The following is a 23,268-nucleotide window of genomic DNA, read 5'->3' on the forward strand; positions in this document are numbered from 1 at the left end:
ATTTATTCTTTCTTGGTGGTCGAAGTGGGAGCAACTTTTGCCTGAGCCGATTGGTAGCGCTGCAACCAGGCCCGCATAATGTTGATTTCGTTTTGCTGTTCCGTGATGATGCCTTGGGCGACGTTGCGCAATTCAGGATCCTTGGTGGTGAGCAGGAGCGCTTTCGCCATGTCGATGGCGCCCTGGTGGTGCGGAATCATCATCGTCACGAAATCATGTTCCGCAACGCCATTCATTGGCGCGCGCTTCATGCCGTCATCCATGACGGCCATGGCATCGTCCGTCAGCGCGGCAAACGGCTTGGCCGTGCTGGCGATAAATACGGGGGGCTTTGCCGCTGGCGATTGGCCATGATGGTGGGCCATGGCCTGTCCGAGAGCACTAGCGCCAATCAGGGCGGCAACGGCGAAAGTGGCCAAGCGTCGAAGGTACAAGGGACGGTTCATTAAGGTCATGACGGTTTCTCCAGTTGGTCGTACACGGCGGTGGCAACGCGCGCCAGTTCGCCCTTGTTAATTCCAGCCGACAGCGCATAGCCGAATTTGCCGTCGATCCAATAAAACACATTCACCGGTCCCTCCTGGGCGAAGCGAAAACCTGTGTCCTTGTTGTGCGCCTGGTCGGTCGACACGTACAAGGTGAGGCGCTGCCCGGTCGCGTCGTGGTACATGAACTGCGCCACCGCGCCTTGGGCGCCAGGGAGCAGGCGACCACCGATCAGCTCGTAGCCGAGTTTGCCCAGCCGGGGTGGCCGAATTGCCGTGCCGAGGCGTTTGGACAGCCATGCCACTAGCTGCTCTTCCTGGTCAGCCCCGATTTCCACCGGCCGCTTGACATCCGGGCTATAGACAACGTGGGCGATTGCGGCCTGATGGGCCAAGCCGGCAACGTACAGCGCCGGCCTGGCCTGCATGGAATCACCTTGGGCGTACTGAATCTCGCCTGCCTGCTGGCCATGCAGCAGCCACCCTGTCGTGCCGCTGAACAGGGCGATGGCAAGACCGGCTACCAGCCGCTGCCATTGCCACTGGCGCGGTCGCGCTGCGCTTAAGCGCTCCGGCACCGCTTCGTCGAGCACGGGATTGAAAAGCGCGCGCAGTTCATCGTTTTGCGCTGTATAGGCGCGCAGCCGCTCCGCCTCTTCCGGGCGCTGCTCCAGATAGGCGTCGACCTCGAGTCGGCGCGCGGCAGGCAGCTTGCCGTCGACGAAGGCGTGCAAGTCGGCTTCCGTGATGGGTAGGGTATTCATTTGACCACCTTCAAGGGTGCGATGTACGCTCTCCCTTCCATATTCGCGCGCATTTTTTCACGCGCGCGCGACAGGCGCGACATGACCGTACCGATGGGAATCTTGAGCGTTTGCGCGACGTCGTCGTAACTCATTTCTTCCAAGGCCACCAGCAGCAGGATTTCACGCTGTTCCTCTGGCAGCGCACGCAAGGCCGTTTCCATGTCGCGCAGTTCGAGTCCGCTTGAAGGACTGCCAGGTGCTAGTGCCATCGATGTCTCCTCGTTGAGCGCTTCCGTCGGCACTGAAGGCCGCCGCGCCTGGTCGATACGCACGTTGTGCATGATGCTGAACAACCATGCGCGCATATCGCTACCACCCTCCCATGACGCCAGTCTCCCCCATCCGCGCTCGACCGTGTCCTGCACCAGGTCGTCGGCGCCGGCCCGATCGCCGACCAATGCCCGCGCATAGCGGCGCAGACGGGGAATACAGGCCAGCAGCTGGTCGCGCGAATTGGGCATGGATGTCACTGGAGTATCGGTCGATTAATCAATAAGCTGCTGCGGTCAGTTTCGGATCGATCTGCCAGGTTTCGTTGACCAGCTTGCCATCGCGGTAGGTCAGCACATAGCGCACATTGACCTGTGCCTTGCCTTCGAACTGCACCTTGGCGACGATCGTCGCGCCCTTTGGGTTCGCCGATTCCTCCAGAGCAAGCACAGTCACGCGCGCCGGCCCGACAGCCTTGCCGAACTTTTCCCAGGTGGCGCGAATGGCATCGGAACCGGCGTACATGCCGTCAAGCGGCCCGCCGACCCATGTCAGCTGGGCGTTGTCGGCATAGCCACGCATGATGACGGACGTGTCACCGGCGCCAATGGCGCTAAAGTGAATCTGCGCGGCATCGCTCATCGGGCTGGCGACAGCGCTGCCGATCGAAGCACTAGCGAGGATGACGGCGAAGATCGCTTGTTTCATGAAATTCTCCCTGGTTGGGTCAGTCGGACGGAAAAAACCGGTGTTATCGAGGTGAACGGATCTGCGGATGATTTATTCCATCTATTTCAAATTAATTTTCGCAGGCGTTTCGTCGCGCGCTATTTGGGAGAGGCGGATCATCGCTTCCAGCGCCAGAGATGCCTTTGTCTTGTACCGTTCGGGATGGCGCAACATGTAGAACGCGCGCTCCGGCAAGTCGATGTTTGCTTTCGCCAGCAAACCTGCCCGCAGATGCGAGGCTACTACCAGTTCCGACATGGCGGTGGCGAACTTGCCGGCCATCACAGCGGAGCGGACCGCTTCGTTGGACGGCAATGTGAGTGCGATATCTAGTGCATCGAAGTCGACATGCATCGCCTGAAGTGCGCACTCGAGCGCCGAGCGCGTGCCGGACCCCTTTTCGCGCAAGATCCACTGTGCCTCAAGAAGATCCGCGTGCAGCAGCCTCCTCCCTGAAGCCCATGGATGGTGCGCTGCGACTACAGCGACGATCTGGTCGGATGCGATGGCATCGACCGATAGTGTCGGCTCGTCGATGACGCCCTCGACAAAGCCAAGGTCGGCGCCCCCCTGAAGCACTGCTTGGGCGACATTATGGGTGTTATCGATGGTCACGCTCAGTGCGATCGCCGGATGCGCTTGGCGAAATTGCACGAGGTACTCGGGTAGCCAATAGCTGGCGATAGTCTGACTCGCATGAATGGTCAGCGTGCCACGTTTCATTCCACCCAGCTCGGCCAATGTCAATTCGGCGGCGCGCGCGCTGGCGATCGTGCGGCGTGCTTCTATCAGGAAAATACGGCCCGCTTCGCTGATCTCGATGCCGCGGCCGACGCGATTGAATAGGGCAGTACCATAGCGTTCTTCCAGCACCTTGATCGAAGCACTTACCGCTGAAGGGGTGAGCGCCAACACTGCGGCGGCCTGGGTCAAATGCTGTCGCTCGGCGACTTCAACAAAAATCCGCAATTGTTCTAGTGTCATCTGATTGTTCAATTCTATTGAACGATATATTCGATATTGTAAGATGGACATAACAATCTGTCGACTTGATAATCGTTCTATTGAATTCGAGAATCAGGAGCGGCAAATGGTCAAGCAACCACTAAAACTCGTTCGCAACGCGCTGCCAGGCTTGGCACTTTGCGCTGTGGTTACTGCGATAGCTTACGCAATGGAAAACATCGAAAGCGCTTTATTTGGCCACGCATGGCTCGAAAGCCTGGTGCTGGCCATTCTTCTAGGCACCGCCGTGCGGACGGTGCATCGGCTCGATACTCGCTTCGAAGACGGCATCCAAGTCGGTGCGAAATTATTGCTGGAAATCGCGGTCGTGCTGCTGGGCGCTTCGGTCAGCGCCGGTGCGCTGCTCGAAAACGGCATCGGTCTGATGAGCGGCATCGCGGCAGTGGTCGCCATCGCGATTGCGCTCAGCTTTGCCCTTGGCCGTGCTTTTGGTCTGCCGCGCAAGATGGCCATCTTGATTGCCTGCGGCAATTCGATTTGCGGTAACTCTGCCATTGCCGCGGTGGCCCCGGTTATCGATGCGGATGGAAAGGACGTCGCTGCGGCGATCGCCTTCACTGCCGTGCTTGGCGTTGTCGTGGTGCTGGTGCTGCCGCTAATGGTGTCACTGTTGTCGTTTTCACCAACGCAGTTCGGTGTCTTTGCCGGGCTGACCGTCTACGCGGTGCCCCAGGTGCTGGCCGCGACCTCATCGATATCGCTTAGCAGCGTCCACATCGGCACCCTGGTGAAACTGGTGCGGGTGCTGATGCTGGGCCCAGTCGTGCTGGTACTGTCGCTGATTGGTCGGCGCGAAGGTGGTCGTCGTCCTGCGCTGTCGCATATGGTCCCGTGGTTCATCGTCGGCTTTTTGCTACTGCTGACCTTGCGCTCGTTCGGCGCCATTCCAGAGGCGGCAATTGCGCCGATGCACGTGACGGCGAATTTCCTCACCATTATGTCGATGGCCGCACTCGGACTCGGCGTCGATGCGCGCTCAGTCATGCGGGCCGGTTGCCGGGTCGCCGCAGTTGTCGTGTTGTCGCTGCTGGCGTTGGCAGTCATCAGTTTTTTCCTGATAAAAATGCTCGGCATCGTTTGAAGCACTGCCCGATTAGCGGCTACCGTTAGAAATCGAGGATCTGTATTTTTTTAATACGAGAAACTTGGTGGTATTGCAGAAAGTTACAGTCTGATACGCTTGGCAAGCAGTCGCGCAATGCGCTTGCCAGAGCGGTCTTGATTCATCGCTTAGGTGATATGTGCGACCGCGGCTTAAACCTGGTGACGGGCGCCATCGTTCTTTGGCATGCGGTGTTTCTGGAGCGGGCGACACAGGTTGCGCGCGGTCCTGGCAGCACCCCGACGCCAGTATGCTGCAGTTTCGTGTCCTCGTTGGCCTGGGAGCACATCTACGGGACCGGATATTACATTTGAAGGAAGAGCAAGAAGGTTGATGAGAAAAATATCGGCCGCTGCGGACTTCAAGAATCGGTAACAGGGCTTAGCGCCCGATTTTTTCCGTTTTCCCTATTCTCCCCTACTAGGTCTACTGATGGGTGTCGGCGCGGCGCTTGAAATGGCTAAGTTTAGTCCTGCCAAGTTCACATGTTTCCTCGAATGTAAAGCTTGTCAACGACACGTTTCCGCAACAGGTACAGCGGCTATACCGAATCAGCCAAAACGGCACGAACGCCCAAAGATCAAGATCGAGTACTTTTCGCCGACAGTTGACTTATTTCCGCTTCAACGATGGACGCCAGCATCAATTAGTGTCGAATTGCGCCGCGCATTCAGTTATTTCCATTCTGATCTCACCGCTTCTGGCGCAAAGATTCGGCGTGCTGTCGAGCAATTCTGCATAGAACTTGGTTATAGCGAAGGAAATTTGCACAAGCGAATTCAAAAAATGGCAGATCAGTATCCACAGGAGGCTCAATGGCTCCAGAGCTTAAGGTGGTTTGGTAACGAGGCAACGCACGCAGACAATATTAACGAGGCGGATCTGTTGCATTCTTTCGAAATTCTTGAAGAGCTGCTGGACGTTTTCCGGAGGGTTAGCCGATTAGAAGCAGTGCAAGCCGCATCGCTTAAGCTTGAGCAAAAATTCAAAAAGTGAATGTCTGCGGCCTACCTATGGATATTCCATTTCAGCGAATGCTGTAGTATGTGAAAACATGATTATGCGCGAGCTTCTTGGCATTTTTAATCGATAATGCGGTCGGGGCTTGTCGCTCGCAACTCTCGCTAGCCACGATACGACGGAACGAACTCAGAAGTTCCATGACGATACGATTGCCCCACGCAGATTAGCCTAGACAAGTCAGGTTAGGTACTAAGCAGCATACGGCCCGACAAAATTCGCGTATCATGCGGTTAACCGGTGCTGTCGGCCCCGTGTTGTCTTCGCGGCAACGCAGTCCTCCGGATCCGACATAGGCCCGAATGTGATCATTCGGGCCGCCTCCTCGCTAATCTTCCAAAATCGGTATTCAGTACGCCCTATACTCAAGGTGTCGGCATGAGTAAAGAGTGCAATTGCTATCGTTCCAGAGACTTCTAGTTTTTCAGTTGGACTGCGACCGGATCTGCTTCACCGCAGCATGCTTGCCGATTCAGAAAACAGGGCCTCGTCGACACCGCGAGTCCTAGAGTTCCTCATGTAGGTTGCTGTCATAAGGATCGGGTACAAGTACGAATTAGTCGCCTCTGCCGCGACCGTAGCCTTCGACGCGAGATCGGAACAACGTAAGCGCTTTCTGGGCGGCCAGCTCGTCGCCCGATTGGCCGAGAACTCCAAGGACTGAGAGCGCCAAGATCATCTCGACGAAGTGCAGCACCTCCAGTACCTCGCTGCGGCCATAGTGCGGCTCTATACTTCCCTCGGTCAGCCAGCGCTGCACGTGGATGCCGCCAGTGTGGGTGTAGCCACACAAAGAGTTCCACCGCGCCTTCTTAATTCCCGACAGCTGCTTCCCTTCGAAGCCAGCGGTAGACTCCAATGCGTCAATGAGGATCTGAAATTTTGGAAGATCTTTATCGTGCAAAAAGCTTTCGATTTGTACATCGGAAGCACAAGTGCCGAGCCATTCCCCACGCACGTATGACTCGAACATCGGGCGCACTAGTGCGAATGCCGGAGCATAAAGGGAAGCCGACAGTAGCAAAAGAATGCCGTGGTGGTGTTCCTGAGCGATACCAAGACAACTTGCAGAGGCGTTGGACCTCGGAGTAGCCGGCAACTCCTGATTGTGTACCAGCTGACGGAGCGATTCGCCATAAGCGCTTGCGGCCGCGATCTCGGCCGATGTAAGGTGGTTCATTTGCTGTCCTCCGATGCTGGAAGCTCCGTTAAGTGAATCGAGTTTCGAATACCTGCCGTTGAAAATGCACTGTTGCTAAAATTCGTGTGTTTATGGCCGAGAGTGGGGCTCTACAAAGATCGGGTCCTAAGACAAATTTCTGATCTGTCCCTCTTTGCGCTAAGGCCCGGTGAAAACAGGATGGTCCTGGGGGGGCTCAGCGGTCAGCGGATGGGCGCAGAAACTCCACATGTACCTAACGGACTGCCCGGTTAGCTGCTCGAATGATGTATTCCCATCTCCAAGTACCTTATCGAGGAGGATGCTAGTCATCCACGATTCCGTGATCAGTGCGGGGCGCCGCCAAGGATGTATCGGCCTGCTGTTGGCGATGCGGTAATCGAAGTAGCGCCGTATTTGCCCTGGAATCATGTTGTAGACGTGTTGGCGTGCATAAGTCTTTTCTTGCGATAACGCTGCTAGATCCTTAAGAACGTAGTAGATGACGTTCCACACCTGTCCGATTGAAAAGTGGGGCAAATAATCACGCACGGCATCCGCGACTTTTGCAGAGTATATGTCCGGTTTGAGGAAGTGGTACCGATCACACTGCTTTAAGAAGTATTTCCGACATTCGCTTTCGGCCACGAGGAACCAGAGATGTTCTACGGCTTTTGGCTCCGGGTCGTCGAGCCGCGTGAGCAGTAGGGAAAAAACGTCGTTCATCGTACGCCCAGTTGCATCCGGGGCAAGCTTCCAGCTAACGGCCCCAAATGCAAAGTCGGCAGTTCCATCCTCATCGGCCATGTGGAATGTACTCAGGTCGGTCGCGGGGTCAGGGAAAATGATTTTTTGTTCAAACAGTGTCTTGTAGGCGAGCGCCGAGAGGTCTCGTGTGGGCGCGAGCTCTCCAGGATGCGTGTCTGGTCGGGTAAGTCGGTTACCTTGCCACCCAGAATTGGCTGCGACCAACACGCAGTAGAGGAAAAACGATGTTACATAACTGATCGCTGAGTAATCGACCGGAGTGGCGCTTTCTAGGGTACGTGACAGAAACTGTTTGACCTGTACATGCCGGCCCTCCGGTGCCACCGCAGCAGGCTTCTTATGTATCGAAAACGCTATATCGGCGCAAGTTCTGCAACGGTATCTTGAACGATAACGAGTACGGGTAAGGGCACCGCTTACTGGCGAGTAGCTACTCCTATTTTTCACCTCGGCCGGGCGGCCGCATTCGTTGCAGCGAAGGTCAAGCAGGTAGGCATTGCAACTTGACTTTACGATGCCCAGCATATCCCACTTGCCGAGTCCTGACTCTTCAAGCATCACCTCAAATTTCTCAGCCCAGGCGCCATTGCTGACCTTCCAATATCTGCGGCAGAAATCCTGATGTAGGACGTTATCGGTCAAGAAGCACAGGAAGGGGGCAGTGGGTGACATTTTGATCAAGAGAGCGAAAAGCTAGTGCCAGCGGACTTCTGCGCCCAGCTGACGCTGAGAAGCCCACACAAAAGTATGAAAATGATGACTATAGTCCGAAGACGGGATAATACAGTAGCGACATGATTTCTCCTACGTAACAGGAGAAATCTTTGGATCCAGGGCTAGCTTTTGGCAAGGTACTACGTGCGGTGCGAAAGGAGGCCGGCCTCACGCAGGAAGAACTAGGTCTCGCAGCGGAAATAGATCGAACGTTTGTCAGCATGATGGAGCGTGGCGAGCGGCAGCCAACCGTACGCGTACTTTTCAGGCTGTCCGCTGCTTTAAAGTTGCCGCCAGCGCGACTAATCGAACTTACTCAAGAACAGGTGGAGCGGTCCTCTCCGTAAGAACTGTCGGAGATGCGCTGCAGCCGGATATTACACAGTTAGGCGCAGGACGGTGCAGTCGGCCGATCGTAGGGTAGCTCAGGCAGCCCGATGTCGGCATGATCGCAATGTTCATTCCTCTTCGCCGCCGCCGGGATTGTTCGCCTGTTCGGCACGCATCATCCTGTGAAAGCCCTGAAGAACCAGTGCGAGGATCAGCCACCAGGCGTACGCCTACATTATGTCCATTCCCGCAGTTGGCGGCCTGGCGCACAGCTCTGCTATCGATTTGGCATAACAGTGCTGCCGGCTGATGCTCGAGCCATCCTTGTCTGCTTGGGCGATCCAACTCTTGGCTACGAGGATTTGTGCGGCTGCGCGTTGCTCGTTATCGCGCGCGCGGCTGAACCAAAACTGCGCGCACTCGATGATTTGCAACGTGCTGAACGGATCTCCATCGTGCAGCTGCCGTAGGGCGATTTCCCCGAGCGCGGATGAAATTAACTTCGTTCTTGACCAACCTTTCAGCCTGTAGCGGTCGAAGGTAACGCAGCGCGCTTCCCTGTTCGTCTGCGTCGACGATGCGGCGGTAACTTGTGCCAACTGGTCACCATGCGAGATGGATTCGATTTAACGAATCATCGGTATCGTTTCACGCTTGCGTTACAAAAAGTTGCTTGTTCGTAAATTTCCATTGTGTATAGTTATCTCGACTGCGCGATCACACGATTTCAGCTGCAGTGAGAACGACAACAACATACTGGGGATGCAAGCATGGCGACGGCGAAAAGAGCGGCAAACGTTGAACAAGAAACTGCACCACGAGCGCGCCTACACAGACTGACCATATCGAACTTCCGGGGCATCGGACAGATTCCCGTAACGATCGAACTAGACGAAATTGTCGTCCTGGTGGGGCCAAACAACGCAGGGAAAAGCTCCATTCTCAGGGCCTACGAGGTAGTGATGCAAAGTGGGAGCCAGGGACATCTGGAGCTCGACGATTTTCCGAATGGCGTCCTGCCTGATGCAGAGTCGGAAGTGGTTCCCACCATCGAGCTCGAAACGGTTCTGTACGCGGAAAGCAAGCCGCCTGCTGCGCATTGGATCGCCGAAAAGCCATCCGGCGAGCGTCACGTGCGAGAACGGTGGACGTGGAAGAAGCCTGGTGCGCCGAAAAAAGTAGGTTTTAATGTCGAAAAAGATTGTTGGGATGACGAACACGGGCCATGGGGAGCTGCAGGTGTGGCCCAAGTCAACCGGCCGGAACCTCATCGAATCGAAGCGTTCGATAATCCGGCCACACAGGCTGCGGCAATCATCAGTCTGCTCGAGGAAGCCATCAAGCAAAAGGTGAAGGAGGTCACCGGCTCGAAGAGCGAGGAAGGACAAGAAAAAAGCTCTTACGAGAAGCTCCTGGATTCCGTGAAGACCTTACGGAAGGAGGTAGCCGAAGATGCTGCAACTGCAATCGACGACGTCAGAAAGAGCCTGAATGAATCGCTGGCTGAGGTATTCCCTGGCTATGCGATCGCTCTGGATGCCAAGGCGGAGGATGACGTCGAAAAAACTATCTCCTTGTTCAAGATTGCGCCGTCACTCCGGATGGGGCCAAATGACGGCTATCAGTCGTCGCTTGAACGGCAGGGAAGTGGCGCACGCCGGACCCTGCTCTGGACAGCACTGCGCATTCTAGCTGAGCATAAAAGGGCGCCCGCCAAGAAGGACGGTGCCGCGTCCGAACGGCCGCACCTGCTCTTGCTGGACGAACCAGAAATGTGCCTGCATCCGAACGCCATCCGCGATGCATGCAACGTCTTGTACTCCCTGCCATCAACGAAGAAGTGGCAGGTGATGGTTACGACCCACTCGCCCGTCTTCATCGACCTCTCTCGTGACAACACATCGATTGTGCGAGTCGAGCGCGCGACGGGAGGCAACGTAACCGGGACAACGATCTATCGTCCAACCAAGGCGAAGTTGAGTCCCGACGAAAAGGAGGAACTCAAGTTGCTCAACATGTACGATCCCCATGTGGCCGAGTTCTTTTTCGGCGGGCGTACGGTCGTCGTCGAGGGCGATACCGAGCATTCGGCATTCAAGGAGATTATTCAGGCCAACAAGGAACGATTCAAGGACGTGCACGTTGTGCGGGCTCGCGGCAAGTATACGATCATCGCGCTGTGCAAGATTTTGAACCAGTTCGGCAATCCCTACGCCGTTCTTCACGATGCCGATACCCCGACAATCACCACCAAAAAAGGGGAGGCAAAAAACCCGGCCTGGGCGGCAAATCAGCAGATCAAGGACATCGCAGGGGAAGCTCCATGTGGCGCAGTCGTCGTTGCGTCGCTTCCCAACTTCGAGTGCGCCATGTTCGGGAAGCCGGCAAAGGGCGAGAAGCCTTACGCAGCGTGGGAGAAGGTCAGGAAGAGCGAGCAAGGCAGGGCAAAGGTAACCCAGCTGCTGTCGTGTCTGGTGGAGGGGACAGGCGAACTACCGGCAGGTACAGTTAAGTGGGGAACGCTGGATGAGCTCAAGACTGCAGTTTCGGTGTATTCGAAGAAGTTGGATGTCATGGATGCCGCAGCAGCCGTCGAAGCTGCTGTCGCTGCGGCTATTGAAGACGTAGCGAAGTTGCAGGACTAATAACGGTCCAGGAGAGATGATGAAGCACTTCATTGGTTTGGTAGTTGTCGCGTTCGCACTGGTCGGATGCGGCAACAAAGCACCGGAAGTCGCGGCCGACAGCGGCGATAGTGGTGAGGACAGCGTCGCAAAGTGTACCGAGCGCGGTGTCGCATACTTTAAAGAGATCGGTTCTTATCCGACGTTGACGAGCGCACCAAATGCTGGCCGTGCGGCGGAAGATGTGGCAATGGAACGTTGCCAGCGCACGCTAACCGCATTTAGGTGATAAAACTCGTCCTTCAGCCGGCAAGGTTGAAGGACGCTCGGCTTCCTCTCATCGCTATGCTCAACAAGAGGGAACGATTGCTCGCCCAGCAGGAAAATTTCCTTGAGCAGCGAGCGTCCACCGAGCTGAAGCGCTCGTCACCCAGCCTCAGGTTTGCAACGTCCGTGGCCGTGCCATCCATTCCCTCCCTTTGAGCATGCACTCCCAGTACAGTGACGGAAGGATGTCCTTCTTCAGGTGCCAGGCCAGGCGCGACGGCTTGGTGCCGTCGATCAACCAGAGCGGGAAGCTCGGCGAAAGCTTGCCGCCATAGGTAAATTCGGCCAGGACGATCTTGCCCCGTTCCACAGTCAGTGGGCAGGAACCGTAGCCGTCGTAACTCGCCGTTCCCTTAGCCTTGCCCATCTGGGCGAGCAGGTTGTGCGCCACCACCGGTGCCTGCTTGCGTGCGGCAGCGGCAGTCTTGGCGTTGGTGGTATTGCATGCATCGCCAAGCGCAAATATGTTGTCGTAGCGCTTGTGCCGCAAGCTGGCAGGATCGACATCGACCCATCCGGCAGCGTCGGCCAGGGGGCTGTTGCGGATGAAGTCCGGCGGGACCTGGGGCGGCACCACATGGATCAGGTCGAAGTCTCTGACTACGGTCTGCTTGACACCGTCAGCCCCTGTGCGGGTAAAAGTGGCGCGCTTTCGCTCGCCGTCGATCGCGGTCAGGGTTTCGTCGAAGTTGAGCCCGATGCCGTAGGCCTGCACATATTCCATGAGTGACGGAACATAGTCCGCGACACCGAACAAGACCGCGCCAGCGGAGCAGAAGCCGATATCGATATCGTCCAGGACACCGGCACGCTTCCAGTGGTCGGCCGAGAGATACATCGCTTTCTGGGGCGCTCCGGCGCACTTGATTGGCATAGCCGGTTGGGTGAACAGGACGCGACCGCGTCGCATCTGCTGCACGAGGTTCCAGGTGTAGGGCGCCAGGTCGAAGCGGTAGTTCGACGTGACGCCATTGTGGCCAAGCGCATCGGCCAGGCCCTCGATGCCTTGCCAGTCGAGCTTCAAGCCCGGGCACACCACGAGGCTGCGGTAGGCTACTTCGCTGCCGTCGGCAAGCACCACGGCGTTACGTTCCGGTGCAAACTCGGCAGCCGCGGCCTTAATCCAGCGAACGTCACGCGGCATGACCGAGGCCATGTCGTGCACGGTATCGCCGGCCTTGAAAATTCCGGCCCCGACCATGGTCCAGCCGGGCTGGTAGAAGTGGGAGGCGGCAGGTTCGATAATGGCGATGTCGAGGCCGGGCAGCCGCGCCTGCAGGCTGGCCGCTACCGCGATTCCGGCCGCGCCGCCACCGACGATGAGAACCTCATGTGATGGGGACATGTCGACTCCGTCTATTTTTTCTCAAGGCGCGGCGCAAGTGCGCCGAGATCGTACCCGGCCTGCGACGCCGCCTCCAACAGCCTGGAGGGGGATTCCTCGCCCGCCCGGGAAAGTGCCCACATCGACGTCGAGCGCCGTCCGGTGCGGCAATAGCCGAGTACCGGCTTCGGCAACTCGGCCATCAATTGCTTGAACGCGGCTGAATGGGCATCGGTGACATTATCCGGCGCCGCCGGCAGATACCGTGCTTCCATTCCGAAGCGGGTAGCTTCCCGTTCGATCTCGTTGAAAGCAGGTTGGTCCGGTCCTTCGCCGTCCGGCCGGTTGCAGATGATCGAACGAAAACCGTCCTGTGCCAAGGCGGGGATGTCCTCGAGTTGAATTTGTTGAGAGACCGCGAGGTCCGGGCTGAGCTGTTTGAATTTCATGGGATCTCCTGGATGGTTGAGTTTGCCGGCTGACCAAAACGCTTACAAGTTCAAGACCGACAGAAGGAACGCTGCTGCCTGGCCATGCGGATGAGGGTGCGTTATCAGCTATCAAGTGAGCAATTCACCTGCAGCGATTCAGGCGCCATGTCAAAGCATACGTCTGACTCCCAACCCGGCACGCGCACACGATGTCGCGGGTCACCGACATAGGTAACAATATACTTGAAAATAGTTTGAGATGCGATATACTATGAAAACGTATTTTGATGGGTGGCCAAGATGTTAAAGAAAGATGAAGAAGCGGGGCTGTGTCCTGCCGATGGCATCGATATCGAGTCGATGCGCCGTGCAGCAGAGCAGGCCTCAGGCCTGTTAAAGGCACTGGGCAATATCGACCGCCTGCTGCTGCTTTGCCAGATGACACAAGGAGAGTTTTGTGTCAGCGAGCTGGAAGCCTTGACCGGCATTCGTCAGCCCACACTCTCGCAACAGCTTGGCGTGCTGCGCGACGAGCAGCTGGTCCATACCCGCCGCGAGGGCAAGCAGATCTATTACAGCATAGCGAGCAGGGAAGCGATGGCCGTGATGGAAGTTTTGTACGGGCTGTACTGTAAACCGATGAAGGAGAGTAAATCATGACCATCAACTGGAGCGAATTTACGCCGTGGGCGTCACTGTCCGGCGGCTTGCTGATCGGTCTATCGGCTGCGTTGTTTGTACTGTTCAACGGCCGGATTGCCGGCATTAGCGGCGTGCTTGGCGGTTTACTGCGTCCGCTGCGCGGCGACATTGCTTGGCGTATCGCATTTCTGGCGGGACTGCTCGGTGCGCCTTTGGTGTACGGGATGTTTGCTACCTTGCCTGAGGCCCGCATCGAAGCCGGCACCGGGACCCTGGTTGTCGCCGGATTGCTGGTCGGGCTGGGCACGCGTTATGGGGCCGGCTGCACCAGCGGCCACGGCGTATGCGGACTGTCGCGACGTTCGCCGCGTTCCCTGGTCGCCACGGCGAGCTTCATGCTGGCTGGCTTCGTCACCGTGTATGTCGTACGCCACCTGATGGCTTAAGGAGGGAATTCTCATGCAGATCGTAATGGCATTGATCGTCGGGCTTATCTTTGGTATCGGGCTGCTCGTATCGGGCATGGCCGACCCGGCGAAAGTCTTGAATTTTCTCGACCTGGCGGGTAGCTGGGATCCTTCCCTGGCATTCGTCATGGGTGGCGCGATCGCAGTTGGCGTGATCGCATTCCACTTTGCCGCCGGGCGCAAAAAATCGCTGCTCGGCGATGCGATGCGCTTGCCGACCGCCACGCAGATCGACCGGCGGCTGGTGTTCGGCGGTTTGACCTTCGGGGTAGGCTGGGGCCTGGCGGGCTACTGCCCGGGGCCGGCGCTGGTGTCGCTGGTCGGCGGTGGCGAGAAACCGCTCATTTTCACTGGCGCACTACTGGTCGGAATGGCGATCTTCGAACTGCTGGAGCGCCTGCCCACTGCCACTGGGAAGCAGCATGCGTAATCGCAGCGCCAAGGCGGGGGCGACGTCATGCTGATCAGCCTGGGACTGGGCCTGGTAGTCGGCGTGGTGCTCGCGTTGACCGGTGCCGGCGGCGGCATCCTTGCCGTGCCGCTCCTCGTCTTCGGCATGCAGATGGGAGTTGCCCAGGCCGGTCCGATCGGCCTGATGGCGGTCGGCATGGCGGCGGCCCTTGGTGCCATCCTCGGCTTGAAGGCCGGAATCGTACGTTATCGGGCCGCGGTCCTGATCTCGGTGACAGGGATGCTGTTGTCGCCGGTCGGCTTATGGCTTGCGAACCGTATCGACAATCGCTGGCTCAGCGTACTGTTTGCACTCGTCCTCTTGTTTGTGGCTTTCAAAACATTTCGGCGCGCTACGGCTAAGCAGGCTGTCCGTCAGGACCCTGTCGACCTCGAGCAGCCGTGCATGCGTGACGGCAGTACGGGCCGCTTTGTCTGGACGGCGCGCTGCGCGCGTTCGCTCGCGCTTTCCGGCACGGTTGCGGGCTTGCTCTCCGGCCTGCTTGGTGTCGGTGGCGGTTTCGTGATGGTGCCGGCGCTGCAGCGTTATACCAACCTGGATATGCAGTCGACCGTGGCGACCTCGCTTGCAGTGATCGCACTGGTGTCGGTGACAGGAGTTGCCTCGAGCGCAATCGCCGGCTCGATGAGCTGGCCGGTGGCACTGCCGTTCGCCGCGGGGGCACTGGCCGGCATGCTGGGCGGCCGTATCGTATCGGACCGCTTGGCCGGGCCCCATCTGCAGATTGGCTTCGCTGCCGTGTCGGCGCTCGTCGCAGTGGGCATGATCGTCAAGGTACTGTACCGATAACCCGAGCCGCCATGCGGCGCTCATCCTATTCCAAGGAGAACCTCCATGAATCTCAAACCGATTCAGTTGTTTGACACCGAGTCTTCGACTTTTACCTACATTCTTGCAACCCAGGCGGGCGGCGAGGCCGTGCTGATCGATCCTGTCGACGAACATTGGGAACGCGACCTGGAGCACTTGCGGCGCCTCGACCTGAAGCTGGCTTACGTCCTCGAGACGCATGCCCATGCGGACCACGTCACGTCCGCCGGCAAACTGCGCGAGCTGACCGGCGCAAAGGCCGCGGTCCCGAGCGGTTGCGGCATTCCGCCCGCCGACGTCCAGTTGAATGACGGCGATGTGATCCGCTTCGGCGGCGAAGAGATCCTCGTATTGCATACGCCTGGCCATACCGCAGGGAGCATGAGCTATGTGTGGCGCAATAACGTGTTCACCGGCGACACGCTCCTGATCAACGGTTGCGGCCGTACCGATTTCCAGAGCGGCAGCGCCGATGCCTTGTTCGACAGCGTGACGAAGAAGCTGTTTTCGCTTCCAGACGACATGTTGATGTGGCCGGGGCACGACTACAAGGGCCAGGTGGTATCGACGATCGGTTGGGAGAAGCAGCACAACGCGCGGCTGGCCAAGTGCAGCCGCGAGGAGTTTGTCCAGTTGATGGCCGAGCTTGACCTGCCCAAGCCGAAGCGGATCGACGTCGCCGTGCCGGCGAACCAGAACCTGGGTTTGCCGCACAGCGCCTGACGCAAGGACACGGATTGCGATGGCGGACGATACAGTGGCAAAGGCGGCAAGCCTGTGGGACCAGCGATACGGCACACCCGAATTTCTCTTCGGGACGGCGCCCAACGACTACCTGGTCAGTCAGGGGCACCTGCTCCGGCCGGGGATGCGGGCACTGGCGGTCGCGGACGGCGAGGGCCGGAATAGTGTCTGGCTCGCACGCCAGGGCCTGAGCGTAGACGCGTTCGATCTCTCACCGGTGGCCGTCGGGAAGGCCAGGCAGCTCGCCAGCGATGCACAGGTAGTGGTTGACTTTCACATTGCCGATTGCGATGCCTGGAGCTGGGAGCCGGCATCTTACGATGTGGTCGCGGCGATCTTCGTTCAGTTTGCCGACCCACGCATGCGGGCCCGACTGTTCGCAAACATCATCGCCACGTTGAAGCCGGGCGGGATCCTGATTTTGCAGGGATATACGCCCAGGCAACTCGAATACAAGACGGGCGGTCCTGGAGTGCTGGAGAACCTTTATACCGAGGAAATACTACGCGCGGAACTCGGCTCACTGAACATCGTCGAGCTCCTGAATTACGAGGCAAACCTGGCCGAGGGAACGCAACATGCGGGGCGTTCGGCACTCATCGGCCTGGTCGGCAGAAAAGCCCTGTAGTCGCGACGTGGGGCAGCCTGCCGGCCTGCGCCCAAAGCGCACTTTTATAAAAACAATTGATGGAGACAAGCATGGAAGCATCCCAACCGAATCCGGGCGCCGTCTACAAGGAGGCGCCCGGCTATTTTCGGCGTCTAACGGGCGTTGACTGGATGTTCGGCGCCGGCCTGTTGGCCGCCGCGCTGTTCGCGCTGAACCGTTATGCCGCTTTCATGGATGGCTACGAGCGCGCGATCTTGTTGCTGACCGCGCCGACGCTGGCCGCGCTCGGCTGGCACTGGAAGCCGGTGCGCTGGCTGTTCCCGCTGTCTGCGCTTCTGTCCTTGTGGGCCGTGTCGCTCTACGACGGTTCACTGGCAGCGGCGGAACAGAATTTCTTCCTCAAATACATGCTGTCGAGCCAGTCGGCCATCCTCTGGATGAGCGTGCTGTTCGTGTTCTCGACCGTCTTCTACTGGATCGGGATGCTGGCGCGCTCGCATGCCAGCAGTGCGCTCGGCTCGCGTTTGTGCTGGGCCGCCGTGGTGCTGGGTTTCACCGGCATGGCGGTGCGCTGGTTCGAGTCCTACCTGATGGGGGCGGATATCGGCCACATTCCGGTGTCGAACCTGTACGAGGTCTTCATCCTGTTCGCGCTGATCACCGCGCTGTTCCACCTGTATTACGAAGAGCGCTACGCCACGCTCCAGTTGGGCGCCTTCGTCCTGCTGATCATCGCCGCCGCGGTCGTCTTCCTCCTCTGGTATACGGTGTCACGCGATGCCGCCCAGATCCAGCCGCTGGTGCCGGCCCTGCAGAGCTGGTGGATGAAGATCCACGTGCCTGCAAACTTCATCGGCTACGGCACCTTCGCGCTGGCCGCAATGGTCGGATGCGCTTACCTGCTGAAATCGCACGGCATCCTGGCCGACCGCCTGCCATCGCTGGACGTGCTGGACGACGTGATGCATAAATCGATCTCGGTCGGATTCGCCTTCTTCACCGTCGCCACCATCCTCGGCGCCCTGTGGGCGGCCGAGGCCTGGGGCGGCTACTGGTCCTGGGACCCGAAGGAAACCTGGGCCCTGATCGTCTGGCTCAACTACGCGGCCTGGCTGCACCTGCGCCTGATGAGCGGACTACGCGGCCGCGTGGCGGCATGGTGGGCGGTGGTGGGTCTTCTGGTGACCACCTTCGCATTCATTGGCGTGAACATGTTCCTGTCGGGGCTGCACTCGTATGGGGAATTGTGACCCGATTTTAGTTGAGTCCAGGATCCAAAGGAGACCATATGAAACTGTTTCGTGCAATCGCCGCCGTGCTGTTCCTGAGCTTTGCCGCGAGCGCCGCCTCCGCTGCCGGACGGCCCGAGAAGGTCGTGTACCACATCAGCGACGCGAGCAATGCCATGCAGGCGCTCGGTAATATTCGTAACCATCTGAACGCCAGTCCGAACGCCAGCATCGTCGTGGTCACGCACGGCGCCGGGATCGATTTCCTGCTCGAGGACGCCAAGGACAAGAACGGCAATCCCTACGACGCCGTCGTGCAGGAACTCTCGAACCGAAAGGTCCAGTTCCGGGTATGCAATAACACCCTGGAAGGACGCAAGATCGATCGCAAGCGGGTGATGCCGGAAGCGAGCATTGTGCCGTCCGGTGTCGCGGAGCTGGCGCGCCTGCAGTCGCAGGAGGGGTACGCCTACATCAAGCCTTGAAGCCCGTGTGTCCATGGTAGCGGACACTGCCCAGTGGCAGGACTGCGTTGCCGGCATGTCCGTACCGCCGGTAACGCTGCCTTAATCGCAGCCCCTTACGATTGGGCAGCGCTCCAGCAAGGGTCTTCCTCGACCTTTGCGCGGGGCAGTCCCACTCAAGGAGCTTCGAATGAAATTGCATAAAGCAGCGATGTTTGCATTCGCCGGCCTGGTCTTCGGCATGGGGGCGCAGGCGAGCGCCTCGGACCGTACGGGCGAGGTAACCCTGATTCACATGGGCGACCTGCATGGCCACCTCGTGCCGCATGCCAGCGTGCGTAGCGACGCGGCGGGAAAAACGGAAGGTGGCGTTGCGCGCATCTACACGCTGGTCGAACGGATCCGCCGCACCCATCCCGAAAAGACCTTGCTGGTGAACACGGGCGACACCTTGCACGGCGGGGCCGAGGCACTGTTCACCAAGGGGGAAGCGATGATCGAGGTGCTCAACGCCTTCCGTTTCGACGCCTATGCGCCCGGCAACTGGGATTACGTGTACGGGGCAGACAGATTCCTGTCGTACTTCACCGGTCCCCAGGCGAAAGCGCGGTGGAACCCTGTGATCGCGAACCTGTACTACGACAACTACCCCGGCCTGGAAGCAAAGAACGGACAGACCGTGGCGCCTCCCTACCTGATCAAGCAGGTCGGCGGCCTGCGGGTTGGCATCATCGGCTTTACTTCGGACCGCGGGCCGCAGGCGGGCGACCAGAAGGTCACGGCAGGCTTGCGTTTCACCGACGGCAAGGAAGAGTATGCGAAGTATGTGAAGCAAGTGCGTGCACAGGATGTCGACCTGGTCGTGGTGATTTCAGAGCTCGGGCTGCACGGCAACCTGACGCTGGCAGATGCCATTCCCGGGGTGGACGTGATCCTGTCATCGGACAAGCATGAAATTACGCCCAGGCCCGTGGTCTCCCGCAATGGCACCCTGATCGTGGAACAGGGTATGGACGGCCAGGTGGTGGGCGAGCTCCAGGTGCGGGTAAACAAGGGCGTGGTCGCCGACAAGCGCTACGTGTCGCACAGGATCACGGAGCAGCTGGCTGAAGACAAGCGTATCGCCGCCATGGTCGCGCAGGTGCGGGCGCCGCTGGTCAGCGGACCGGCGTTCAAGCCGGGCGTCATTGCCAACCCGTTCAGCGGCGCATTGCTGCGCTACCCGATCGACACCGTGGTCGGACAGACGGAAGTACCGCTGCACCGCAGTAACTTCAGCAACGAGCGCATGCCGGCGGTGATCGAGGGTTCCTCGCACGACTTCCTGACCGATGCCTTCCGGCGACAGGGCGGGGCGCAGCTTGGCATGATCACGGGCTTTCGCTATGGCACGGCTGTAGCGCCCGGGCCGATCAAGCTCGAGGATCTGTACCACTTCCTGCCGGTGGGAGCCCAGATCGCGCGCGGCGGGCTGACCGGCATGCAGATCAAGAAGGCACTCGAGGGAAATCCCCAGAACACGCAAGCCCGGCCCGGCGAATGGATCAATGGCTGGACTGCGGGCATCAGCGGACTGACGGCGGACTTCGACCCGCAGGCGCCGCAGGGTTCGCGCGTAAGCAATATGCGCATCAATGGCAAACCGATGCGCATGGATGCGACCTATACCGTGGCCGGGCTTTGGTACGAGAAGATTCCGACCCTCATCAACCGGTTGCCAGCCAAAGGTGTCGTGGTGGTAAAGGACGAGACGGGCGCGCCGCTCGATGGCACCGACGTTGTGAAGATGTACCTCGACACCCTGCCGGGCCAAAGCGTGACGAAGGGCGGCCTGCAGCTGGACCGCATCCGCCTGGTCAAGCCGCTTCCGGCCGGGGAGCACGGCATTGTCGAGGTACAGCCGCTGGGCACTGTCGCCCGGTAAGCAGAAAAGGGCACCATGGATAAGCCCTGCGGGCACGGCCATTTCCCGTCCCGCACGTTAACGTGCAGTTAATCCTGGGTCGCGACACTCGGGCAAGACCATGGAGATAACGATGGCGCGAACATGTGTGTAGATCGGCTGCGCACTGTGCGAAAGTGACGACAGCAATCGCTTCGTCCCGCAGGCATGACTGACTCTCGACGAAAGGAACGGAACCATGTTTTTTCAACGGGTAAAAACGCAGGGACTGGGCCACAACGCCTATGTGCTCGGATGCGGCAACGGGCTTGCAGTGGTCGTCGATCCCCGGAGGGATGTGGCAGAGTACCTGCAACTGGCACGCGACAATGGCTTGAGCATTGCCTACTGCATCGAAACGCATCGCCAAGAGGATTTCGAGTTCGGTTCCGCGAGCCTGGCGGAACTCACCGGTGCCAAGATACTGGCGGGCAAGCACCCCCTGTTCGGCCGCGTCGATGTGCAGGTCGAGGATGGGGAGGAATTCAGGGTGGGGACGACCCGCTTCGTCGCGCTCGCCACCCCGGGACACACGCCCGAAAGCATGTCCTATGCGGTGTATCCCGCTGACGCCGGCGACCGGTGCTGGGGCGTGTTCACCGGAGATGCACTGTTCGTGGGCGATACCGGGCGGACCGATCTGTCGGACCCGGGAAAAACCGCAGAGAACGCGGGCCTGCTCTACGATTCGGTGCACCAGAAACTGGCGCCGCTCGGCGAGCAGGCCATCCTGCTACCGGCACATGGGGCGGGATCTGCATGCGGGGGCAACATCTCCGAGCGCGACGAGTCGACACTGGGCATTGAACGCGCGACCAATCCTGTATTCAAGAAAACCCGTGCGGAATTCATGGCGCAGAAGGCCGGTGAGAATCTGCCGCGGCCTCCGTATTTCTCGCACATGGAAGTGGTCAACCTGGAGGCCGGACGGCCCGCACCCGCGTTTCCCGACGATCGCGTGCTGTTGCCGAAGGTATTCCAGGAGCGCGCCAGCGGCCGGGTCATGATCGATACCCGATCGCCTGATGCCTTCGCAGGTGCACACATCCAGGGCTCGTACAACGTCTGGCTCGAGGGTCTGTCCACCTTCGGCGGTTGGCTCGCAGACGAACAGACACCAGTTTTCCTGATCGTGGAGCAGCCTGCCAAGGCGCCTGTGGCAATCGCACAGCTTGCACGCATCGGCATCGACCGCGTCGAAGGAGTGCTCGTGAACGGGGTCGAGGCATGGCGCGAAGCGGGCCTGCCTATCGAAGCATTGGGCACGACGAGCGCCAGCGAGGCTGCACGCTGGCATGAGGAGGGCGAGCTGACTATCCTGGACGTGCGCGACGACATGGAGTGGAAGGAAAAGCACATACCGGGCGCGCAGCATACCTTCGTCGGCCATCTCGAAGAAAACCTGCCCGCGATTCCCAAGGATCGCCGCATCGTCGCTCACTGCAGCGTGGGACATCGCTCCGGGCTTGCGGTCAGTATTCTTCGGCGTAACGGGTATACGAACGTCTATAACATGCTTGGCGGCATCACGGCATGGGACAAGCTCGGGCTGCCATTGAACAGGAACCAGGTCGAATAAGGCGCGGAGGAGACGGACATGGACACGGCTGGCGGTGCATGGAATCCCTATGTGGTCGGCGCCCTTGTCGGCGTCCTCTCGATGGCGACGTTCTACTTTTCCAGCAAACCGCTGGGCGTGTCGACGGCTTTCGCACGCATGGCGGGCATGCTGGGCTACCTGGTCTCCAGGAAACACACCGATTCCCTGGCGTTCTATCAGGATAAGGTCCCCAAAGTCGAGTGGGAAGTCATGCTCGCTTTCGGCATCGTCGTCGGGGCCTTCTTCGCCGCCTGGTCGGGTGGCGAATTCAATGCCAGCCTGATCCCGCCGCTGTGGGAGGCGCATTTCGGAAATTCGGTAGCACTGCGTATGTCGGTCGCTTTCCTTGGCGGCGTGATCATGGCGTTCGGGGCGCGGCTTGCAGGCGGCTGCACGAGCGGCCATGGAATCAGCGGCGCGCTGCAATTGTCGGTCGGGTCGTGGATTGCGCTGGCCTGCTTCTTCGCGGGCGGCGTCCTGGTGGCGCAGGTGATGTATGGATAGCACATCCGCAAAAGCCGGCGCTGGCCGCGCCACGCCCCCCGGAAACACTGGCGGCGGGGACGAGCAAAGCGACTCGCCAAGGCAGCTCGCATTGGGCCTGTTGTTCGGGATGATCTTCGGCTTCCTGTTGCAGAAAGGCGGCGTTGCCAAGTACGACGTCCTGCTGGGCGCGCTTCTGCTCACCGACTTCACGGTCATGAAGATCATGCTGACAGCGATCCTTGTCGGGATGATCGGCATTTTCGCCATGCATGCTCGTGGGCTGGTCAAGCTGCACCTCAAACCCACGAAGTATGCAGCCAATGTCATTGGCGGCCTGGTCTTTGGAGCAGGGTTTGCCTTGATCGGGTATTGCCCGGGAACCGGCGCAGCAGCCTTGGGACAGGGGAATCTCGACGCCGTCGCCGGGATTGCCGGACTCCTGGCGGGTAGCTATCTGTTTGCCGAATTGTCCAGAAAGCTCGGCACGAATGTGCTGGCCTGGGGTGACCGCGGGTGCATCCAGCTCCCCGACCTGATCGGCGTGCGCACCATGCCGTTCCTGATCGTGTTCGCGCCCTTGCTGGGCGTGGCACTGTGGCTGTTGTACTTGTATTTTCCCTAGTTCGACAAGCATGACCCGGGCTCCCGGGGGCATCGGGGGAATGCAGCGCTTCGACAGGTGACATAGGGCTGGCAGCCGCGGGGCGGGGCCGCGCGGTCCATCGGTATGCCTTGCAAGGCTTTCCG

26 protein-coding genes and 1 pseudogene are annotated in these 23,268 nt (G+C 59.2%); 18 read left to right on the plus strand and 9 right to left on the minus strand.

Features of this window, described 5'->3' with window-relative positions; translation table 11 throughout:
- Positions 1–2 precede the first annotated feature (2 nt).
- The 5 genes from ACSUZJ_RS11215 to ACSUZJ_RS11235 all read right to left on the minus strand — a co-directional run bounded on the left by ACSUZJ_RS11215 (position 3) and on the right by ACSUZJ_RS11235 (position 3,265).
- On the minus strand, positions 3–446 hold the full coding sequence (locus tag ACSUZJ_RS11215; RefSeq protein WP_209586991.1) for a DUF305 domain-containing protein: 444 nt from the start codon (positions 444–446) through the stop codon (positions 3–5).
- A 5-nt stretch (positions 447–451) separates the two neighbouring features.
- Positions 452–1,249: an anti-sigma factor family protein gene (locus tag ACSUZJ_RS11220; protein WP_209586669.1), complete on the minus strand. Its 798-nt coding sequence runs from the start codon at positions 1,247–1,249 to the stop codon at positions 452–454.
- Complete coding sequence (locus ACSUZJ_RS11225; RefSeq protein WP_027868096.1) at positions 1,246–1,752, minus strand: RNA polymerase sigma factor; 507 nt, start codon at positions 1,750–1,752, stop codon at positions 1,246–1,248. The genes ACSUZJ_RS11220 and ACSUZJ_RS11225 overlap by 4 nt, the downstream gene beginning before the upstream one ends.
- A gap of 28 nt (positions 1,753–1,780) precedes the next feature.
- Complete coding sequence (locus ACSUZJ_RS11230) at positions 1,781–2,209, minus strand: nuclear transport factor 2 family protein (RefSeq protein WP_209586670.1); 429 nt, start codon at positions 2,207–2,209, stop codon at positions 1,781–1,783.
- 81 nt (positions 2,210–2,290) lie between these two features.
- A complete protein-coding gene (locus ACSUZJ_RS11235) occupies positions 2,291–3,265 on the minus strand; it encodes a LysR family transcriptional regulator (protein WP_231058072.1) in 975 nt (324 codons plus the stop codon).
- Positions 3,266–3,320: 55 nt separating this feature from the next.
- Here ACSUZJ_RS11235 and ACSUZJ_RS11240 point away from each other — a divergent pair, with 55 nt between their 5' ends.
- From ACSUZJ_RS11240 to ACSUZJ_RS11250, 3 genes are all read left to right on the plus strand, one after another.
- Positions 3,321–4,337 (plus strand): YeiH family protein, encoded by a 1,017-nt coding sequence (locus ACSUZJ_RS11240; RefSeq protein WP_075791083.1) that lies wholly within the window; start codon positions 3,321–3,323, stop codon positions 4,335–4,337.
- 158 nt (positions 4,338–4,495) lie between these two features.
- A complete protein-coding gene (locus ACSUZJ_RS11245; protein WP_371873468.1) occupies positions 4,496–4,672 on the plus strand; it encodes a Tn3 family transposase in 177 nt (58 codons plus the stop codon).
- Positions 4,673–4,814: 142 nt separating this feature from the next.
- A complete protein-coding gene (locus ACSUZJ_RS11250; protein ID WP_499416101.1) occupies positions 4,815–5,354 on the plus strand; it encodes a DUF4145 domain-containing protein in 540 nt (179 codons plus the stop codon).
- A gap of 580 nt (positions 5,355–5,934) precedes the next feature.
- On the opposite strand, the gene ACSUZJ_RS11255 is transcribed toward ACSUZJ_RS11250, so the two are convergent.
- Entirely contained in the window at positions 5,935–6,558 is a 624-nt protein-coding gene (locus ACSUZJ_RS11255; RefSeq protein WP_499416103.1) for a DUF6988 family protein, read from the minus strand.
- A gap of 159 nt (positions 6,559–6,717) precedes the next feature.
- Positions 6,718–7,947: a hypothetical protein gene (locus ACSUZJ_RS11260; protein ID WP_499416105.1), complete on the minus strand. Its 1,230-nt coding sequence runs from the start codon at positions 7,945–7,947 to the stop codon at positions 6,718–6,720.
- A gap of 182 nt (positions 7,948–8,129) precedes the next feature.
- Here ACSUZJ_RS11260 and ACSUZJ_RS11265 point away from each other — a divergent pair, with 182 nt between their 5' ends.
- Complete coding sequence (locus tag ACSUZJ_RS11265) at positions 8,130–8,366, plus strand: helix-turn-helix domain-containing protein (protein ID WP_499416108.1); 237 nt, start codon at positions 8,130–8,132, stop codon at positions 8,364–8,366.
- Between the two features lie 213 nt (positions 8,367–8,579).
- Here the strand turns inward: ACSUZJ_RS11265 and ACSUZJ_RS11270 are convergent, their stop codons facing one another.
- The gene (locus ACSUZJ_RS11270) at positions 8,580–8,948 is read right to left on the minus strand and encodes a hypothetical protein (protein ID WP_499416110.1); all 369 of its coding nucleotides are present in this window, start codon (positions 8,946–8,948) and stop codon (positions 8,580–8,582) included.
- A 171-nt stretch (positions 8,949–9,119) separates the two neighbouring features.
- Between ACSUZJ_RS11270 and ACSUZJ_RS11275 the strand changes: the two genes are divergently transcribed.
- Together ACSUZJ_RS11275 and ACSUZJ_RS11280 are read left to right on the plus strand one after the other, a co-directional pair.
- Complete coding sequence (locus ACSUZJ_RS11275) at positions 9,120–10,994, plus strand: ATP-dependent nuclease (RefSeq protein ID WP_499416112.1); 1,875 nt, start codon at positions 9,120–9,122, stop codon at positions 10,992–10,994.
- 16 nt (positions 10,995–11,010) lie between these two features.
- A complete protein-coding gene (locus tag ACSUZJ_RS11280) occupies positions 11,011–11,262 on the plus strand; it encodes a hypothetical protein (RefSeq protein WP_499416114.1) in 252 nt (83 codons plus the stop codon).
- 147 nt (positions 11,263–11,409) lie between these two features.
- On the opposite strand, the pseudogene ACSUZJ_RS11285 reads toward ACSUZJ_RS11280, so the two are convergent.
- Positions 11,410–13,073 (minus strand): annotated as a pseudogene (locus ACSUZJ_RS11285) (bifunctional protein tyrosine phosphatase family protein/NAD(P)/FAD-dependent oxidoreductase).
- A gap of 342 nt (positions 13,074–13,415) precedes the next feature.
- On the opposite strand from ACSUZJ_RS11285, the gene ACSUZJ_RS11290 reads away from it, so the two are divergent.
- The 12 genes from ACSUZJ_RS11290 to ACSUZJ_RS11345 all read left to right on the plus strand — a co-directional run bounded on the left by ACSUZJ_RS11290 (position 13,416) and on the right by ACSUZJ_RS11345 (position 23,143).
- A complete protein-coding gene (locus tag ACSUZJ_RS11290; protein WP_083415607.1) occupies positions 13,416–13,715 on the plus strand; it encodes an ArsR/SmtB family transcription factor in 300 nt (99 codons plus the stop codon).
- Positions 13,712–14,143 (plus strand): YeeE/YedE family protein, encoded by a 432-nt coding sequence (locus ACSUZJ_RS11295; RefSeq protein ID WP_499416116.1) that lies wholly within the window; start codon positions 13,712–13,714, stop codon positions 14,141–14,143. The genes ACSUZJ_RS11290 and ACSUZJ_RS11295 overlap by 4 nt, the downstream gene beginning before the upstream one ends.
- A gap of 13 nt (positions 14,144–14,156) precedes the next feature.
- Positions 14,157–14,594: a YeeE/YedE family protein gene (locus tag ACSUZJ_RS11300; RefSeq protein WP_369090139.1), complete on the plus strand. Its 438-nt coding sequence runs from the start codon at positions 14,157–14,159 to the stop codon at positions 14,592–14,594.
- Positions 14,595–14,621: 27 nt separating this feature from the next.
- Entirely contained in the window at positions 14,622–15,425 is an 804-nt protein-coding gene (locus ACSUZJ_RS11305) for a sulfite exporter TauE/SafE family protein (protein WP_499416118.1), read from the plus strand.
- Positions 15,426–15,470: 45 nt separating this feature from the next.
- The gene (locus ACSUZJ_RS11310; RefSeq protein WP_499416120.1) at positions 15,471–16,169 is read left to right on the plus strand and encodes an MBL fold metallo-hydrolase; all 699 of its coding nucleotides are present in this window, start codon (positions 15,471–15,473) and stop codon (positions 16,167–16,169) included.
- Positions 16,170–16,188: 19 nt separating this feature from the next.
- Complete coding sequence (locus tag ACSUZJ_RS11315; RefSeq protein WP_499416122.1) at positions 16,189–16,818, plus strand: class I SAM-dependent methyltransferase; 630 nt, start codon at positions 16,189–16,191, stop codon at positions 16,816–16,818.
- Between the two features lie 71 nt (positions 16,819–16,889).
- The gene (gene ccsB / locus ACSUZJ_RS11320; RefSeq protein ID WP_499416124.1) at positions 16,890–18,050 is read left to right on the plus strand and encodes a c-type cytochrome biogenesis protein CcsB; all 1,161 of its coding nucleotides are present in this window, start codon (positions 16,890–16,892) and stop codon (positions 18,048–18,050) included.
- A gap of 38 nt (positions 18,051–18,088) precedes the next feature.
- The gene (locus tag ACSUZJ_RS11325; RefSeq protein ID WP_499416126.1) at positions 18,089–18,514 is read left to right on the plus strand and encodes a DsrE family protein; all 426 of its coding nucleotides are present in this window, start codon (positions 18,089–18,091) and stop codon (positions 18,512–18,514) included.
- 169 nt (positions 18,515–18,683) lie between these two features.
- Positions 18,684–20,417 carry a bifunctional metallophosphatase/5'-nucleotidase gene (locus ACSUZJ_RS11330; RefSeq protein ID WP_499416128.1) on the plus strand — a complete coding sequence of 578 codons (1,734 nt, stop codon included), beginning with the start codon at positions 18,684–18,686 and terminating at the stop codon, positions 20,415–20,417.
- Positions 20,418–20,634: 217 nt separating this feature from the next.
- Complete coding sequence (locus ACSUZJ_RS11335; RefSeq protein ID WP_499416130.1) at positions 20,635–22,014, plus strand: MBL fold metallo-hydrolase; 1,380 nt, start codon at positions 20,635–20,637, stop codon at positions 22,012–22,014.
- Positions 22,015–22,032: 18 nt separating this feature from the next.
- Entirely contained in the window at positions 22,033–22,539 is a 507-nt protein-coding gene (locus ACSUZJ_RS11340; RefSeq protein WP_499416132.1) for a YeeE/YedE thiosulfate transporter family protein, read from the plus strand.
- Positions 22,532–23,143: a YeeE/YedE thiosulfate transporter family protein gene (locus ACSUZJ_RS11345; protein ID WP_499416134.1), complete on the plus strand. Its 612-nt coding sequence runs from the start codon at positions 22,532–22,534 to the stop codon at positions 23,141–23,143. Before ACSUZJ_RS11340 ends, ACSUZJ_RS11345 begins: the two co-directional genes overlap by 8 nt.
- Positions 23,144–23,268: the final 125 nt, after the last annotated feature.

It is taken from the genome of Telluria sp. B2, assembly GCF_051789535.1.
Taxonomy (GTDB): domain Bacteria; phylum Pseudomonadota; class Gammaproteobacteria; order Burkholderiales; family Burkholderiaceae_D; genus Telluria.

Bases quoted from the DNA above. Each gene is read 5' to 3' on its own strand.
- ACSUZJ_RS11215 (WP_209586991.1), bottom strand. From the start codon at position 446: ATGAACCGTCCCTTGTACCTTCGACGCTTGGCCACTTTCGCCGTTGCC.
- ACSUZJ_RS11220 (WP_209586669.1), bottom strand. From the start codon at position 1,249: ATGAATACCCTACCCATCACGGAAGCCGACTTGCACGCCTTCGTCGAC.
- ACSUZJ_RS11225 (WP_027868096.1), bottom strand. From the start codon at position 1,752: ATGCCCAATTCGCGCGACCAGCTGCTGGCCTGTATTCCCCGTCTGCGC.
- ACSUZJ_RS11230 (WP_209586670.1), bottom strand. From the start codon at position 2,209: ATGAAACAAGCGATCTTCGCCGTCATCCTCGCTAGTGCTTCGATCGGC.
- ACSUZJ_RS11235 (WP_231058072.1), bottom strand. From the start codon at position 3,265: ATGTCCATCTTACAATATCGAATATATCGTTCAATAGAATTGAACAAT.
- ACSUZJ_RS11240 (WP_075791083.1), top strand. From the start codon at position 3,321: ATGGTCAAGCAACCACTAAAACTCGTTCGCAACGCGCTGCCAGGCTTG.
- ACSUZJ_RS11245 (WP_371873468.1), top strand. From the start codon at position 4,496: ATGTGCGACCGCGGCTTAAACCTGGTGACGGGCGCCATCGTTCTTTGG.
- ACSUZJ_RS11250 (WP_499416101.1), top strand. From the start codon at position 4,815: ATGGCTAAGTTTAGTCCTGCCAAGTTCACATGTTTCCTCGAATGTAAA.
- ACSUZJ_RS11255 (WP_499416103.1), bottom strand. From the start codon at position 6,558: ATGAACCACCTTACATCGGCCGAGATCGCGGCCGCAAGCGCTTATGGC.
- ACSUZJ_RS11275 (WP_499416112.1), top strand. From the start codon at position 9,120: ATGGCGACGGCGAAAAGAGCGGCAAACGTTGAACAAGAAACTGCACCA.
- ACSUZJ_RS11280 (WP_499416114.1), top strand. From the start codon at position 11,011: ATGATGAAGCACTTCATTGGTTTGGTAGTTGTCGCGTTCGCACTGGTC.
- ACSUZJ_RS11290 (WP_083415607.1), top strand. From the start codon at position 13,416: ATGCGCCGTGCAGCAGAGCAGGCCTCAGGCCTGTTAAAGGCACTGGGC.
- ACSUZJ_RS11295 (WP_499416116.1), top strand. From the start codon at position 13,712: ATGACCATCAACTGGAGCGAATTTACGCCGTGGGCGTCACTGTCCGGC.
- ACSUZJ_RS11300 (WP_369090139.1), top strand. From the start codon at position 14,157: ATGCAGATCGTAATGGCATTGATCGTCGGGCTTATCTTTGGTATCGGG.
- ACSUZJ_RS11305 (WP_499416118.1), top strand. From the start codon at position 14,622: ATGCTGATCAGCCTGGGACTGGGCCTGGTAGTCGGCGTGGTGCTCGCG.
- ACSUZJ_RS11310 (WP_499416120.1), top strand. From the start codon at position 15,471: ATGAATCTCAAACCGATTCAGTTGTTTGACACCGAGTCTTCGACTTTT.
- ACSUZJ_RS11315 (WP_499416122.1), top strand. From the start codon at position 16,189: ATGGCGGACGATACAGTGGCAAAGGCGGCAAGCCTGTGGGACCAGCGA.
- ccsB (WP_499416124.1), top strand. From the start codon at position 16,890: ATGGAAGCATCCCAACCGAATCCGGGCGCCGTCTACAAGGAGGCGCCC.
- ACSUZJ_RS11325 (WP_499416126.1), top strand. From the start codon at position 18,089: ATGAAACTGTTTCGTGCAATCGCCGCCGTGCTGTTCCTGAGCTTTGCC.
- ACSUZJ_RS11330 (WP_499416128.1), top strand. From the start codon at position 18,684: ATGAAATTGCATAAAGCAGCGATGTTTGCATTCGCCGGCCTGGTCTTC.
- ACSUZJ_RS11335 (WP_499416130.1), top strand. From the start codon at position 20,635: ATGTTTTTTCAACGGGTAAAAACGCAGGGACTGGGCCACAACGCCTAT.
- ACSUZJ_RS11340 (WP_499416132.1), top strand. From the start codon at position 22,033: ATGGACACGGCTGGCGGTGCATGGAATCCCTATGTGGTCGGCGCCCTT.
- ACSUZJ_RS11345 (WP_499416134.1), top strand. From the start codon at position 22,532: ATGGATAGCACATCCGCAAAAGCCGGCGCTGGCCGCGCCACGCCCCCC.